Annotated in this window: 12 protein-coding genes, 1 tRNA gene and 1 pseudogene; 5 read left to right on the forward strand and 9 right to left on the reverse strand. The window is 33.4% G+C overall.

The annotated features are described in order from the left end of the window. Positions 1–676: 676 nt before the first annotated feature. The 6 genes from OPR37_RS01560 to OPR37_RS01585 all read right to left on the reverse strand — a co-directional run bounded on the left by OPR37_RS01560 (position 677) and on the right by OPR37_RS01585 (position 6007). Complete coding sequence (locus OPR37_RS01560) at positions 677–2017, reverse strand: ankyrin repeat domain-containing protein (RefSeq protein WP_010406927.1); 1341 nt, start codon at positions 2015–2017, stop codon at positions 677–679. A 109-nt stretch (positions 2018–2126) separates the two neighbouring features. After that, positions 2127–2606, reverse strand: coding sequence for a helix-turn-helix domain-containing protein (locus OPR37_RS01565; protein WP_250147192.1), 480 nt, complete (start codon positions 2604–2606; stop codon positions 2127–2129). A 301-nt stretch (positions 2607–2907) separates the two neighbouring features. Continuing rightward, positions 2908–3498, reverse strand: a complete 591-nt coding sequence (locus OPR37_RS01570) for a COQ9 family protein (RefSeq protein WP_052264643.1) — start codon at positions 3496–3498, stop codon at positions 2908–2910. An 18-nt stretch (positions 3499–3516) separates the two neighbouring features. Beyond that, complete coding sequence (murD, locus tag OPR37_RS01575; RefSeq protein ID WP_264684959.1) at positions 3517–5049, reverse strand: UDP-N-acetylmuramoyl-L-alanine--D-glutamate ligase; 1533 nt, start codon at positions 5047–5049, stop codon at positions 3517–3519. A 150-nt stretch (positions 5050–5199) separates the two neighbouring features. Beyond that, positions 5200–5910 (reverse strand): triosephosphate isomerase, encoded by a 711-nt coding sequence (locus OPR37_RS01580; protein ID WP_264684960.1) that lies wholly within the window; start codon positions 5908–5910, stop codon positions 5200–5202. A gap of 24 nt (positions 5911–5934) precedes the next feature. Further along, a tRNA-Thr gene (locus tag OPR37_RS01585) sits at positions 5935–6007 on the reverse strand. Between the two features lie 77 nt (positions 6008–6084). Between OPR37_RS01585 and rsmA the strand changes: the two genes are divergently transcribed. Together rsmA and guaB are read left to right on the forward strand one after the other, a co-directional pair. Beyond that, positions 6085–6879: a 16S rRNA (adenine(1518)-N(6)/adenine(1519)-N(6))-dimethyltransferase RsmA gene (rsmA, locus tag OPR37_RS01590; protein ID WP_019236635.1), complete on the forward strand. Its 795-nt coding sequence runs from the start codon at positions 6085–6087 to the stop codon at positions 6877–6879. A 123-nt stretch (positions 6880–7002) separates the two neighbouring features. Next, the gene (guaB, locus tag OPR37_RS01595) at positions 7003–8490 is read left to right on the forward strand and encodes an IMP dehydrogenase (protein WP_213863782.1); all 1488 of its coding nucleotides are present in this window, start codon (positions 7003–7005) and stop codon (positions 8488–8490) included. 265 nt (positions 8491–8755) lie between these two features. Here the strand turns inward: guaB and rho are convergent, their stop codons facing one another. From rho to OPR37_RS01610, 3 genes and pseudogenes are all read right to left on the reverse strand, one after another. Beyond that, positions 8756–10162 carry a transcription termination factor Rho gene (rho, locus tag OPR37_RS01600; RefSeq protein WP_264684961.1) on the reverse strand — a complete coding sequence of 469 codons (1407 nt, stop codon included), beginning with the start codon at positions 10160–10162 and terminating at the stop codon, positions 8756–8758. A 194-nt stretch (positions 10163–10356) separates the two neighbouring features. Further along, entirely contained in the window at positions 10357–10962 is a 606-nt protein-coding gene (locus OPR37_RS01605; protein WP_007301964.1) for a cell cycle transcriptional regulator TrcR, read from the reverse strand. A gap of 103 nt (positions 10963–11065) precedes the next feature. Continuing rightward, positions 11066–11838, reverse strand: a pseudogene (locus OPR37_RS01610) (IS5 family transposase). 189 nt (positions 11839–12027) lie between these two features. Between OPR37_RS01610 and OPR37_RS01615 the strand changes: the two are divergent. The 3 genes from OPR37_RS01615 to OPR37_RS01625 all read left to right on the forward strand — a co-directional run bounded on the left by OPR37_RS01615 (position 12028) and on the right by OPR37_RS01625 (position 15273). Continuing rightward, on the forward strand, positions 12028–13827 hold the full coding sequence (locus OPR37_RS01615; protein WP_052264647.1) for a peptidylprolyl isomerase: 1800 nt from the start codon (positions 12028–12030) through the stop codon (positions 13825–13827). A gap of 134 nt (positions 13828–13961) precedes the next feature. Continuing rightward, complete coding sequence (rpsP, locus tag OPR37_RS01620; RefSeq protein WP_006015540.1) at positions 13962–14276, forward strand: 30S ribosomal protein S16; 315 nt, start codon at positions 13962–13964, stop codon at positions 14274–14276. Between the two features lie 10 nt (positions 14277–14286). Then, positions 14287–15273, forward strand: a complete 987-nt coding sequence (locus tag OPR37_RS01625; RefSeq protein WP_214303271.1) for a polyprenyl synthetase family protein — start codon at positions 14287–14289, stop codon at positions 15271–15273. Positions 15274–15302 lie beyond the last annotated feature (29 nt).

A 15302-nucleotide genomic window follows, 5' to 3' on the forward strand; every position in this document is an offset into this window, starting at 1 on the left:
GATGTCATGCAAGTAGCTGACACTGGCATCCAGCCTTTTCGCGCAAAAAACGTTGTAAAGTGTTTAGTTGGATCCCAGCTGGAATGACACTTGGTTATGCAAGAAATCTATTGTCAAAAAAAATTACTTCCGCATATTTTGAATCTGATTATAATGACAATTAGAGATATTTTAAGAGCTCAAAATCTATCTTTGTCTGCAGACTTTCAGTTAACTTTTCAATAAAAAACGTAGCGTATCTTTTTCAGCGGTCTGTCATATGTGCGCTGCATTTTTTTCTAATCTTTTTATACAGGAGGATTTTATGTCCAGAATTCCAGATACTTGACCTTTACTTTAGCTAATAACAGGCGCCTGTGATTTTTATAAAGAAAGTGTAGGAAAAACTGTTTCCAGGCATAAATTTGCCATGTATACCTAAAAAGTAATTATATTAGCATAATATTCATACTTATATGCCAATATTAATATTCTTTGAATGGAATACGAAATTAATGTTGAAAAAATATGTACCAAAAAATTTATGTGGGATCTATGCCGAAGCTCAAATTGCATGACACCATTTATTTTTATGGTTTTGTCTATTTTATTTTGCCACTCTGCTAAACGGATACATTTAATTCCATTTTTATCGAGCAGATAATTGTCATATATTAGCTTAGTTCTCCTGTTATACTTAAATATAAATCAGCATAGCCCTAATTTTTTTATATATTTTACTTCTTTCTCTATATTTAATAATAGGCTTGAAAATAAATGGTAAACCTATAATTGTTAAGCTTAGAGCTAGGATTGAAAGTACACAAAAGGCTTTGTGTTTACTATGTAGCTCTTTCAAGTAAAGCATCAAAAACCTACAAAATTTTTTGTAATTTTCTTCAATATTTTTTTTGCTATGAGCCTTGTCAATAAACATATCTATTGCAGTATAATCATTACTACAATTAATTGCCCCTTTTTCTATTAATAGCTGAGCTATATCAAAATAATCCTTTTGAATAGTAAGATGCAGAGGTGTAAAACCTTGTTGATCACAAATATTCATATTGGCTTTTACTGCTAACAACATTCTTACAATTTCTACATGGCCTTTTTTAGCTGCAAGTAGCAGAGGAGTTCTGTTGCATCTAGTGACGGCATTAACGTTTACCTTAAGCTCCAATAAGAACTTAACTGCTTTAGTATCACCATTATAGCTAGCTTTATGTAACCTGGTGTTACCGCTACAATCTTGGTCATCTGCTTCTATTCCCTTTGAAACAAGAAATGTTACCATTTGCCTATTATTATGCTTAATAGCGCAATCCAGTGCATCAAAACCATGTTTATTTTTTGTGCAAATAAACTCTTTTAACTTAGCTTTTGCTTGCTTTACAATAAGCTTTACCAGTTGCATTTTGTTGTTATATGCTGCTAGAAAAAGCGTAGTATTATTTTCTGCATCTTTTGCTTCTATGTTTGCACCTTTCTTTATCAGATATTCTATAATCTCTGCTCTACTTTCATAATGTGTAGTACATTGATAAATGGTCAAAAATAAAGGAGTACGAAAGTTGTTATCTTCACATTCAAGATTTGCTCCGCTATCAATTAAAATCTGGACGCTCTTTTTAGAACCGTATAATGAAGCTATGTGAAGAGGAGTATAGCCTTCCTCAGCATCTTTTTCATTAATTTTTGCGCCTTTTGTTATTAAAAAATCCATTAATTCTGTGTCATCTTGTAGTGTAGCAAGGTGAAGTGGAGTAAATCCATTTTTATCTCTAGAATTAATTGTCAATTGATTAACAAGAAGTTTAGCAATTTTTTTGTGTCCATGCATAATAGCATAATGCAGTGGATTTCTATTTTCATTGTCCACAACATTAAAGTCAGCTTCGTGCTCTAATAATGATTTTACTCCAACTAAATCGCCTTCTTTTGTAAACTTATGCAAGAGAGTGACTCCGCTTACATCTTTTGAGTTAATATCAAATCCACTTTCTACCAATTGATGTATGTCTTCCTCACACGCCATACCATTTGAATTAAACCCTTTTCGCATTAACAATACTCCCACTTAATTAAGTTTGAATGAATCTGTAAGAGAGATATCACAATTTATTGAAGTTACTAAATCCGATATATTAAAGTCCACAATTTCCTGAATAAAGCCCTGACGATATTTTGCACACATCCATCTGCACACACTCTCCAGGTACTTTACAGTTATAACGCTTGACCTGTTTGCGATAATGACGTTTAACATGCAGAAGACTTACATCATGTTTTTTGAAAATTTTGTGTATAGTAGCCAATGACAAGGATAAATCATATAGACGTCTTAACTCGGTTTGAATACGCCTTGCCCCTAGCTTTCTAGTTTGTCTTAGATGAAGAATAAGCTGCTCATCTGATTCATTGATCTTTTGCAAAGGTGAAGTTTTAGGCTTACTACTGAGATCTACTAATCCTTTTTCACCTAACTCTTCATAACGTTTGTACCATTTACGTAAGGTAAAACGTGAAATACCATAATGCTGACATACCTTTCCTGCATGACCCAACTCTTTGTATAGTTTTATCCAACTCAGACGTAGTTTAACCCTAGAATTTATCCTTTGCAATTGTAATAAGGTCTATAAACTACTGCAAATCCAAATTTCTATTTGATCTTACATTCTTATTGTAATAACCTCTATGGATCACACAGCATTAGTCGTGTATCTGAACAGATACTTTTGTACATGGATCAGCTTTATGTGTATCAATTCTGTCTACTTCAAGTTTCCAGCAAAACTACTTTCTAATGTATTGCTTTCAATCAAGTTCTTTGTTAAGCTCACTGTTAGTGGATGTCAATTATCTTAACATAAAAATCAAGGCAGCTTTAGGTATAAATACGAGTAACTCGTATAAGTAAAGAGGCTATAAGAAGTTTCTTACCATTCTATTCAAACGGGTTTTAAACTTTTGAAATGTCATGACATTGTTGATACGTTTGTCAAGAAACGACAGGGTATCTGCAAAATCTTCTGAATAATCATTGATAAAAAAAAGTATCGTACTTAAGTACACTCCAGCTAATATTGCTCTTTTTGTATAGTAGTTAAAATCTGTTGATTGATCATGAATGCCATACCAAATCGCGCTAACAGTTCTGTACAAGAGTTTACTAGAAAAATATGTATTTTGGGGTAATATAGAGAATGATAAAACATTTTTTAAAAACTCTCTGTAATTTTGTAACTTAGCATAGTTTGAAAGGCGTATTTGGACAGCTAACTTTATCCGCTCTCTTACCTTCATATCTTCTAAATTGGAATTCCAAAGTTCAGTTTCCATTGAGCTATTTAAGTCCTCTGCTATGTACTCCAAAGCACTATATATTCCATTTTGAAATTTACAAAAACTATTGGCTAGGTTAAGGTTCGTGCACACTTTCAATAAGGTTGCATCACTTATTCCTTCAAATGGAACAACCTTAATCAGCTCATCTACTATTAACTTTTGTTCCATACAATATTATACTAAACATCACATATAATTATACCTGAGATTTTCAAACATTCTGCAAAATGCTTCACCGCGCTCTTCAAAATTTTTCCACTGATCAAAAGAAGAACATGCAGGAGAAAGTAATATCGCTACTTCTTCTTTGCTATTTATGGCCTCTTCAAAAGCCAGTTTAAATGCGTTTTCTAGATTATAGCACTTCATATAATCTATTTTGTTCTCCATAATGTTTGCAAAAACTTCAGTTGATTCTCCAATAAGAAAAGCTTTTCTAATCTTGGTGAAATGCTTGCTTAATGATTCTATTCCGCCTTTTTTGCTTTTTCCGCCAACAATCCAGTATATGTTTTTATAAGATAAAATTGCCTTTTCGGTCGATTCTGCATTGGTTGCTTTGCTATCGTTGATAAAAAGTACATTATGTATTTTGCCAAGAAATTCATTTCTGTGTCTTAGCCCTGGAAAGGATTTGATTTCATTGACAATAGTGCTGCTATCTACTCCAAGTAACTTGCACACAGCGTGTGCAGCTACTATATTTTCTACATTGGATACTAGGTTTACTTTCATATCACTCATTGATAAGTTGTGATTCTCTAGTTTTAGCGAGATCTCCTGAATCTCAGCACTCCTTTTGTCATCCAAGTAGCTGACACTGGGATCCAGATAATTTCGATCTATACCAGTAATCTGTTCACTATAATCAAGCAAATTGTTATCTGCCAATGATATTAGATCTCTTGCACTACCCTCTGTCATCTGGGTAGTTGGCAATGGTTTTTCTTTTCTGGTCACGCGCTGGAATGACACCAGGGAATATGTTACTGAAATTGGAATTTTGTTCCCAGTGAATTTATTGAATACATCAGCGGTAATTTTGTTATCACATCCTATCACGGCAATCTTGCTACTGTTTATCAGTTTTAATTTAGTTGCTATGTAGTTATTCATACTTCCATGTCTATCTATGTGGTCTGGTGTGATGTTTAGCAATACAGAAATGTCTACATTAATTTTATTTATTAGCTCCAATTGAAAAGAGGAGAATTCAATTACATAAATTTCTGCATCTCTTTCTAAATCCAAAATAGGCACACCTAAATTCCCGCCAATAGCTACTTTTTTCCCTGTGGATTTTAATATGTGCCCTATTAGTGACGTGGTGGTTGATTTGCCATTTGTTCCTGTAATGCCTATAACCTTCTGATTTGTAGTTTTAGTTTCAAGAAATAGCTCAATGTCTGATTTTATTTTGCAGTCAAAGCTTCTTGCAAGTTTTACTACCCAATGCGTTGGTATTGGCACTCCAGGGCTCAAAATTAGTGTGCTTATCTCATGCCAATTATACCCATTGGGATGAGTAAAGTTACACTCTTTATATATCTTTTTTGCATTTGCTATTTGCTCTTTATTATCATCCCATGCATATATTTTTGCACTGCTTTTTGTTAGAGCATTAATAACGGACAAACCAGTTTTACCAAGGCCGAAAACCGCAACACTTTGATTTTTGTATTTGTTTAGTTGCACTTCTAGATAACTTATGCGAACCATTTTATAAAGATATAATACAAATTATAATGACTTCTTCCATAGTTTTTGGCAGTGCTTAACTTTATTGTCACAACCTTAGCCAATAGAAAACTCCTTGACACATTTTGCCAACTCCCTTGCCATGACAATAAGAGTATTTATCCTTTAGAATTAATTAAGAGAAAATTTTTTCTTGACTTGTTGTATAATTTGATAAAAGTGATCAAAATCTAAGCTTGCACTACCAATTAAAACTCCGAACAGATTTGGAATACTGAGCAAGTTTCCTATATTTTCTGAGCTGACTGAGCCACCATATATAATGTGTTTTTTACCAGTACACAATTTTATTATCTCTATCACCTCAGCAATTGCGTCATTATTTGGCACATTTCCTGTTCCTATTGCCCATATCGGTTCGTATGCTATGGTATATTCACCTTGTGTTGGCAAACGGTTTTTGCATTGATATTCTATTACTTCTTTTGTTTTTTTATTTTTATAATCTTCTGAGTTTTCACCTACACAGATGATTGGGTGTAATCCTGATTCTATTGCTGTTTTCGATTTAAGTTTTATTTCACTATCTTTTTCATGAGCCCTTTCAGAATGTCCAAGTATTACGTAACTACATCCTAGTTCCTTCAACATTCCTGCACTAATTTCACCTGTGTAAGAACCGAACTCTTTATGATGGCAATTCTGTCCTCCTATTTTAATATTGTTGTTCAACTCTATATTGCTTTGAAATGATGTAAAAGGAGGGCAAATTACTAATTTAGAGGTAATTTCGTTGCTCTTGTTGTTAAGTTTGCCTATAAAGTCAACAAATGAAGAACGTGTTCCATTCATTTTCCAATTTGCTACTATTAAAAAAGACATCAATTTTTCTTATATGAATGAGAGTGCCGGCTGTCGGACTTGAACTGACAACCTACTGATTACAAGTCAGTTGCTCTACCAATTGAGCTAAGCCGGCATTAAATACACTGACAATATACAATTATTGATGAATTTTCGTCAACTAATTTTTAAAATACTGCATACTAAGATCATATGAAAAAATTTTTACTGAAGCCAAAAAAGAGTCTAGGGCAAAATTTTATTTTATCGAATGAGATAATAAAAAGAATAGTTGCCTTAGCTGGTAGCCTGAAAGATTTTAATGTTATTGAAATTGGTCCTGGGTATGGTGCGTTAACAAGAGAAATATTGGCATATAATCCAAAGTTTCTACTTTCTATAGAAAAAGATAGTAGTTTAGTGAAACATCACGAACAATTGCTAAATGAGCATCAGGGAAAATATAGAATTATAGAAGCAGATGCACTTAATGTTGTAGAAAAAGAGCTGGTAGAATGTCCAGTCAAAGTCATTGCTAACTTGCCTTACAATATCTCAGTAGCGTTATTTTTAAAGTGGTTAAATAATATAAAATTTTTTACGAATTTGACGTTAATGTTCCAAAAGGAGGTAGCAGAGCGTATTACAGCAGAACCTAATTCTAAAGATTATGGTTCCCTATCAGTGCTAAGCCAGTTACTATGCGACATAAAAAAGGAATTTGATATTGAACCTAAGGAATTTTTTCCAAGACCAAAAGTATATTCTTCAGTAATTACAGTAAAACCTTTACCCACTCCGAGATTTGCAGTAAATTTAGAAACCTTAACAAAGCTAACACGTGCTGTGTTCGCTCAAAGAAGAAAGATGCTGAGAAATAGCTTGCAAAGTATAACTAGTGATGTCTCAACTACTCTTGAGAATGCTAAACTGAGTGGAGACGAACGTCCAGAAAGCTTAACTATTGAGCAGTTCTGTTTGCTAGCAAATAATATAATTATGCGATAAATATATTAGGAGCTACATACCTCTTCTATCCTATTTTGATCTAAAAATAGCTGGAGCCAGGCTAATTTTGCAAAAGCTCTATTGCAATTTCATTAATTGGCGTATAAGCTTTAAATAAAGCATATGAAAAAAATGGAAGCTTGTTATTCGTTTGACGATGTACTTCTCTTACCGGCCTATTCTGATGTATTGCCTCGTGATGCAGACACAAGAACTTATCTAACAAATAATATAGAACTAAATATCCCTCTCATATCCTCTGCAATGGACACTGTCACTGAATCAGGCTTTGCAATAGCTATTGCCCAACATGGTGGAATAGGTTGCATACATAAGAATTTATCAATAGATGAACAAGTGTTAGAAGTAAGAAGGGTGAAAAAATATGAAAGCTGGATCGTGTATAACCCAATTACAATTTCCCCAGATAAAACAGTTGCAGAAGCAGTTTCATTAATGAGAGAGTATAATTATTCCGGCATTCCTGTAGTTGATCAACGCAAGTTAGTGGGAATTTTAACTAATCGAGATGTGAGGTTTATTGAAGACCAGAACATGAATATAAAAGTTTCCGAGGTAATGACAAAAGATAAGTTAGTAACAGTTCGAGAGCAGGCAGTAAATAGCGCCTCAGCAATGAAATTGTTGCATGCAAATAGAATAGAGAAGCTTTTGGTTGTTGATGAAAATTCTTGTTGCATAGGTCTAATCACAGTTAAAGACATCGAAAAATACAATAGATATCCAAATTCATGTAAAGACAGTAAAGGTCGACTCAGAGTTGCCGCTGCAATTGGTACTGGTAAAAAAGACGGTATAGAAAGATGTGAAGCTTTGGTCGAAGAAGAAGTTGATGTGGTTATTGTAGATACCGCTCACGGTCATTCCGAGAACGTTGTCAGCACTATTAAGGAAATAAAAAAGATGTATCCGAATACGCAATTAATCGGCGGAAATATTACAACAAAGGAGGCTGCTGAAGCGTTGATTGATGCTGGTGTTGATGCAGTGAAAGTTGGAATAGGGCCAGGATCAATTTGTACTACCAGAATAGTTACAGGCGTTGGTATGCCACAATTCTCTGCGATCAAGAATATTGCAGAGGTTTGTAAAACAAAAAACGTCAGACTAATTGCTGATGGTGGAATAAAATATTCGGGAGATGTTGCAAAAGCTATTGCAGCTGGTGCTGATACTGTGATGATAGGTTCAATCTTTGCTGGTACTGAGGAAAGCCCAGGTGAGATTATCATGTATAAGGGTAGAGCATATAAGGAATATCGAGGAATGGGATCTATTAGTGCAATGAAACGAGGGTCAGCTAGCCGTTATTTTCAAGATTCAAAACTTGATTTAGTCCCACAAGGAGTAGAAGCAAGAGTTCCTTTTAAAGGTCCAGCTTCAGGAGTGATCTGTCAGTTAATTGGTGGGTTGCAAGCTGCAATGGGTTACACTGGCAACCGTAATATAGAAGAGATGAAAAAAAACTGCAAATTTGTCACTATTACTTCATCAGGGTTAAGAGAAAGTCATGCTCATGATATAATCATTACACAGGAAGCTCCAAATTACGCTTACCAAGCATCTAATTTATCATCTGATTCAGAGTAAATACAATCCCCTTTTGAGTGGGTCATTTCAACACTGGTACACAATTGATATTAATATTAAGAGTCAAAAAGATGTCATCTAAGTGGCTGACACTGGAAAATCGATTGTAAATAAACTGACTACATAAAATTTTTGATCAAAATCAGTGCTATAAGTTGGAATAGCAACTTAAGGTAGATTGCCAGCTTAATATATTTTGATAAATCCAAATTATTTTAGCTATAAGAGAGCTTTGCTTTTTTGCTCCATCAGAATTGGCTTACTTTTAGTGATTCATGGAGTTAAAAAAGTCAGCATTGCTCTTTGTTAAAAGTAATTTGTCACGTAAAAACTCCATTGCTTCAACAGATCCCATAGGGTTAAGTATCCTACGCAATACCCATATTTTATTTAGTATGGTCTTATCAACTAATAGCTCTTCCTTCCTTGTTCCGGATTTTGTAATATCAATAGCAGGGAATATACGTTTATCAGCAAGTTTTCTATCTAGTATAATTTCAGCATTACCTGTGCCTTTAAACTCTTCAAAAATAACATCATCCATTTTTGAACCAGTTTCTATAAGGGCTGTAGCGATGATTGTCAAAGAACCACCATTTTCAATATTACGAGCTGCTCCAAAAAAGCGTTTTGGTCTTTGCAGCGCATTTGAATCTACACCACCGGTTAGAACCTTTCCAGACGAAGGAATGACTGCATTATAAGCACGTGCAAGGCGAGTTATAGAATCAAGCAAAATCACTACATCTTTTTTGTGTTCAACCATTCTTTTAGCTTTTTCTATTACTATTTCAGCAAGTTGGACATGACGGTAGGCAGGTTCATCAAATGTAGAGCTTACCACTTCACCCTTTACAGAGCGTATCATATCTGTCACCTCTTCGGGTCTTTCATCTATAAGTAATACTATTAGTTCTATTTCAGGATGATTTGTAGCTATAGAGTGAGCCATTTGCTGAAGCAATATCGTTTTTCCTGTACGAGGTGGAGCAACTATCAATGCTCTTTGTCCTTTTCCAAGAGGTGTAACTATATCTACAGCACGCATGTTTATATCTTTTTTATTATCTCCGCTACTGTTGTTTTCAAGGATGAGGCTTTTTTCAGGATAAAGTGGAAGCAAATTATCAAAATGTACGTACTTTCTTAATTCACTGATTTCAGTAGAGTTTATACTGTGAACCTTAGTTAAAGTAAAATATCTTTCCTTATCACCAGGTGGCCTTATTTCTCCACATGCCATATCTCCTGTACGTAAATTAAACTTCTTTATTTGGCCATTGGAAATATAAACATCATCGGTACTTGGAGCATAATTTGCACTTGATGAACGTAAGAAACCAAAACCATCAGGCAATATTTCCACTACTCCACTTCCTGTGGTTATGCCTCCTTCTTCACTCATTTTCTTCATTAAACTGAATATCATTTCCTGTTTTAGCATCCTGCCATTGCCTTTACCACTAGTTGAAATTTTTCTTTCTTCAGCTAGCTCTAACAATTCTTCTGCTGTTTTCTCTTTCAATTCGCTCAGGTCCAATGTTTTCTTGTTTTTTTCATCACCTTCACTGGTCATTTGTTTTACTGCGTCAGCATTATGAATTTGTTCGCTTTTTTCAGGTTGACCTACAACCCCTCCTTTTGCTAAGACATCTTCATTGATTGTTGTCATAATCCTCCAAAAATTTTAATTGATGCTTACTAACCTAAAATGTGAATATAAAACAATAAATTAGGCTGAGCTAGTTTTCAGTGCGTATTTAGACTTAATTATTATTAAACTAGATACTTTACTTGCATTATACTGATAAAAACTAACAAGTCAAGTTAATTTAATATTAACAAAGTACAAGAATTTGAGAATCATCAATAGCTATTATTTATATTTTTTAATCTTTGTTTCTTCTCTTCTTCTACTTTCGCTTTTTCTACTTCCGCTTCTAAATTTTCCTGGCTACATAAACCAAGTAGTACAGGATCTTGAGGTTTGATATTGAGTATGTTATGATGAGATCTATCTCTTACCTGCTCAACTGTGTAATTTGTTGTACCAACTAGCTTAGCTATTACATTATTGTTCAAGATAGGAAATTTTTTTACCAAATAATAAATCGCATTAGGTTTATCTCTACGCCTTGCTGTGGAAGCAAAGGCAAGAAAGCTAATCGTCTTTGCCCTTTTTTTCATATTTTTTATAATCAAATTTGGTACACGATTTGGATTTTTTTTGCAATTATCGATTTCTTTTTCAGTAATTATTTCAGAAATAATAGGGTCATACTTTTCAACTTCTATTTCCTCATCAGCTATGTCTTGTACTTTTTCAAGGGATAACTTGCAACATTGTGCTATTTGATCAAAAGTTAAGCTAGTGTTATCAACCAACCAAGCAGCTACTTGCATGAGAAATTGTTCATTTCTATCTTTATTGTCTTTAGAAGATTCCATTGACATCGAAAAAACATCTCCCATTTTAATATTCCTTTGCTGTTATAGAAATAAAATATAAACCATTAAAACTAAAAAAGCATTAACTTTGTCATCCAATGGCTTTTTGGTTTATATTTCTTATCTCTTAGAACCTGTTCATAATCTTTTGAAGAGGAAAGAAGCAAAAGCAAATTTGTAGGCTAGTATTAAATTTACGCTCGCAATTTTTCCAAAGTCGCCTACATTTTTCCAACCAGGCAAAAGAAGATCTCTCAACAACCCATCTTTTTGGCAATACAGCAAAGGTGCTTCACCTCAACAGTTGCACCAATAGTTACTTTTATCTGTGTTGCAAAATTTTCTCCAGTGTAGCCTGCATCAACCAGTATGTTTTTAACTTCAGAGAGACTTTCTTTAGCATTTTTAACCATTGTCAAAGCACTGCTACGATCAGTTATTTCTGCCGTTGTTATATGAATTGCGTGTGTCAAACCTTGTGTATCAACTGCGATATGACGCTTTATTACTGAAATTTTCTTGCCAGCATCATAACCTTTTTCTTCAGCAGTATCGGTATTTTTTACACTTTGGGCATCAATGATGCAGAAGCTTGTTTTGGTATTTCGACCACTGTTCTCTCCAACCAATTTTTTTAAAGACAATTTCTAGAACATTTTCTCTATCTTCATTCGTTTTTTTACTCCATTTCTTGAAGTAATCGTAAAAATTTCGCCATCTTGGAAACTCTTTTGGAAGCATTCGCCATTGACAGCCACTTTTTAGTACATAAAGCACACCACAAAATAACTCATATAAACCTAATCTTCTTGGCTTTGTTTTCTTTCGCACGCTTTCTAAAATTAGTCTAATCTTTTCGAATTTTTCACAACTTATGTCACTTGGATATGTATTCCTCATACTTTACCTCATGTCAACTATACCTCATCTTACCATATTCAGAGATCACTTACAGGCTCTTAGGTTAATATAAGCTTCCATTCAATTTAATACACTACAATATTACATATATTAGCTAATTTGTTAATAGATTTACAAATATTAAATTATTGCTATTCTAAATTTAAGTGTTAGTTAACTAAGTTTACAATGAGTATTAGAAATTTTTTTACCAAGGCAATCGTTCTCCTTTTAGTTTGCTTATTAATCTTTATGGGGATTGGCAATCTTTTATCAAATGATGATGAAAGGAAAGAATTAGCTAAAGTAGGAAAGGAAGTTATAACATCAGATGAATATAAATTACTATATCAAAATTATAAAAAGCAAATTTCTGGATCTGATGTAAGTAAAGAACAAGTAAAAAAGCTGAAATATGATTTACTTAACGCACTTATAGAGCAAAAACTATTGTTTAACCTAATTAGCGAACTTGGATTAAAAGTTGGAGAAGAATCTATCAAAAGCCACATAAAAAATACCAAGTACTTTCAGGACGATAAAGGAGAATTTGACCATAATAAATTCCATCAAACTCTAAATAGCCTGCATATAACAGAAAAGGAATATATAGAAAAACTAGAGAAAATCCTGCCTGCAATGATGTTCATGACTTCGTTATTTAAAGATAATTATCCGGTAACTTTTGGTGAGAGTGTTGATGAGCAGATATACAAAAATCGCTACCAAACTAGAGTAGTTGATATTGTTAAAATAACTGAGAATGCAATTACAGACGTTCCTGAACCAGATGATCAAGCCTTACTTGATTTGTATGAAAGAAATAAGTCCAATTTTTATTACCCTGAGTATCGAACTGCGCAATACATTTCTCTGGATCAAAAATATTTTGAAGATCAAATCAGAATTTCAGATGAAGAGGTTGATAGTATAATAGAACATCAGGAACTTAAAAATCAAAGAGACATATTCAATGTGATATTTCCTACCAAAGAAAAAGCTGAAATAGCAAGAAGAGCACTTGAAGAAAGTAAAGCAAGCTTTGAACAAATAATAGAAGAGTTTAATAAAGTGAAACTCGATGAAACCAGAGTAAATAATATAACTAAGGATTTCTTACCTGAAAATATGAGAGAAAAGGTATTTGCTCTCAAAACAGGTGAAGTAAGTGAAGTTTTAACAAGCAATTTTGGATGGCACGTAATAAAGGTAGAAAGCATACATCAAATCTCTGATGAAGACTTGGTTGATTTAAAAAAAGACATAAGGTCAGTTTTAACCAATCAAAAGTCTTTTGAAAAAGTCAATGATTTCATAAATCAAGTGAATTATAAGATATACAATGGTGCAACGATTGAAGAAATCTCCAATAATTACAATTTACCTATACAAACCATTGGTCCAGTAGATGCTAGTGGAAAAGACCAAAGTGGTAATGAAGTAGGAAATTCCAGTGATTTCATTTCTTTCATTTTTTCACGCGAGAAAGATCAGAAGAGTTATTTTAAGGGTGTTGGAGATACTGTTGTTGGTGTAAAAATCAGTGATATCGTTCCTCCTAAATTACAAAATTTTGAAGAAAGTAGGGAATCAGCCATAAAGCTTTGGCGTAGTGAATTTATAAAAGAAAGAATGTTTAAAATGGGACAAGAAGTAGCAGTTCAACTAAGAGAAAAGACAGATTTGGAAGAAATGCAAGGTATAAAATTGGTTAAAGGCCGGCAAATACAACGCAATGAACAAAACTACCCTTTTTCTTTCATAGAAGAGATTTTCAATATGAAAACAACTAATTCGGTAACAGATCCTATTCAATACAATAATGAAATTATAATAGGCGTTCTAAAACAAATGCATTCATCAAATGGTAAATTAAACATGCTTGACACCGGAAAACGTGTGATGATATCGCTAAAGGAACAGTTAATTAGCTATCTAAAATCAAAGTATAGAGTAGAAGTTAATCATGCTATGATTGATGATATATAAAAAAGTTTATTATCTTCCTTTTATGAGTGATTAGAGGGGGCTATATTGTATTTTTAGGTAAAAGAGGTACAATTAGTTTGACTTGAGCTGTTTATTGTATTTAAATTGTAATTAATATATGAATAAAGGTTGACATGGCAGTTAAAATAAGGTTAGCAAGGTTTGGGGCAAAGAAACGTCCTTTTTATAGGATAGTTGTAGCCGACTCACGAGCACCAAGAGATGGGCGCTTTATTGAGAGAATAGGACAATATGATCCAATGTTGCCAAAAGACAATAAAAATCGTGTTGTGGTAAAAGCTGATAGATTAAAACATTGGCTAAGTGTAGGAGCGCAAGCAACTGAAAGGGTAATGTGGTTCATTAAAAAAGGCATAGTAGATTTAGAAACAGAATCGAAAAAAATAGAAAAGAAAAAAGTTGAGAAAGTACAAGGGCAAGAAGCATAAGTCCTCTTAAATGCTAAACACTGATTTAACAAAAAGTAGTAAATTAGATGATATTGTATCTTCTGATTTATTGGCTATGAATGACTTTATCTTCAAAAATGTCAATGATGAAGGTACTAAGCTTGCTACCGATATTACATCTCATCTTATTAATTCAGGAGGAAAAAAGATAAGGCCTAAGCTCATTTTTATTATGTGTAAAATGCTGAATTACTCTGGAGAGAGTAGGGTCAACATTGCTGCATCGGTAGAATTTATACACAACGCTACTTTACTTCATGATGATGTGCTTGATGAAAGTAAGGCACGCCATGGAGTTGCAACAGCAAATAAAATTTGGGGGAATAAATCAAGCATTTTAGTTGGTGATCTATTATTGACCTTAGCATTTAGATGGCTTATAGAATGTGGGAATTTAAGTGTTCTCTCTATTTTATCTAAGGCATCTAATTTGCTTGTCAAGGGTGAGATAAAGCAGATGACAACGCGTTTTGACCCTAACACAATTAGGAAAAATTATTTTAATATCATTGGAGAAAAGACAGCATCTTTATTTTCTGCATGCTCCGAGGCTGCATCAGTAGTATCTGGAGCCACAAGTGACGAAACAGAGAGGCTAAGGAATTTCGGGTTTAATTTTGGTATGGCATTCCAAATAATTGATGACGTGCTAGATTATACTGCTAATCAAGGCACTTTAGGAAAGCAACTTGGAAAAGATTTCTTTGAAGGTAAAGTTACTTTACCTTCTATTATAGCATATGAAAAAGGCAGTCCATCAGAACAAAAATTCTGGGAGAAATCTTTTTCTTCAGCTAGACACAATTTTGACCAAGCATTACAATATATTAATCATCATAATGCCATTCATGTTTCTATGGAAGAAGCTAAACACTATATTAATATGGCGCAAAGTAATATTGATACTTTTTCTGATTCTCTTTATAAAACTGCTTTGATTGACTTTTTAAATGCAAGCATAGAAAGACAAGGATAGCTAACGCTTGATATTTTTAGATTGATTGT

Source organism: Wolbachia endosymbiont (group B) of Lycaena phlaeas, from assembly GCF_947251875.1.
Lineage (GTDB): Bacteria > Pseudomonadota > Alphaproteobacteria > Rickettsiales > Anaplasmataceae > Wolbachia.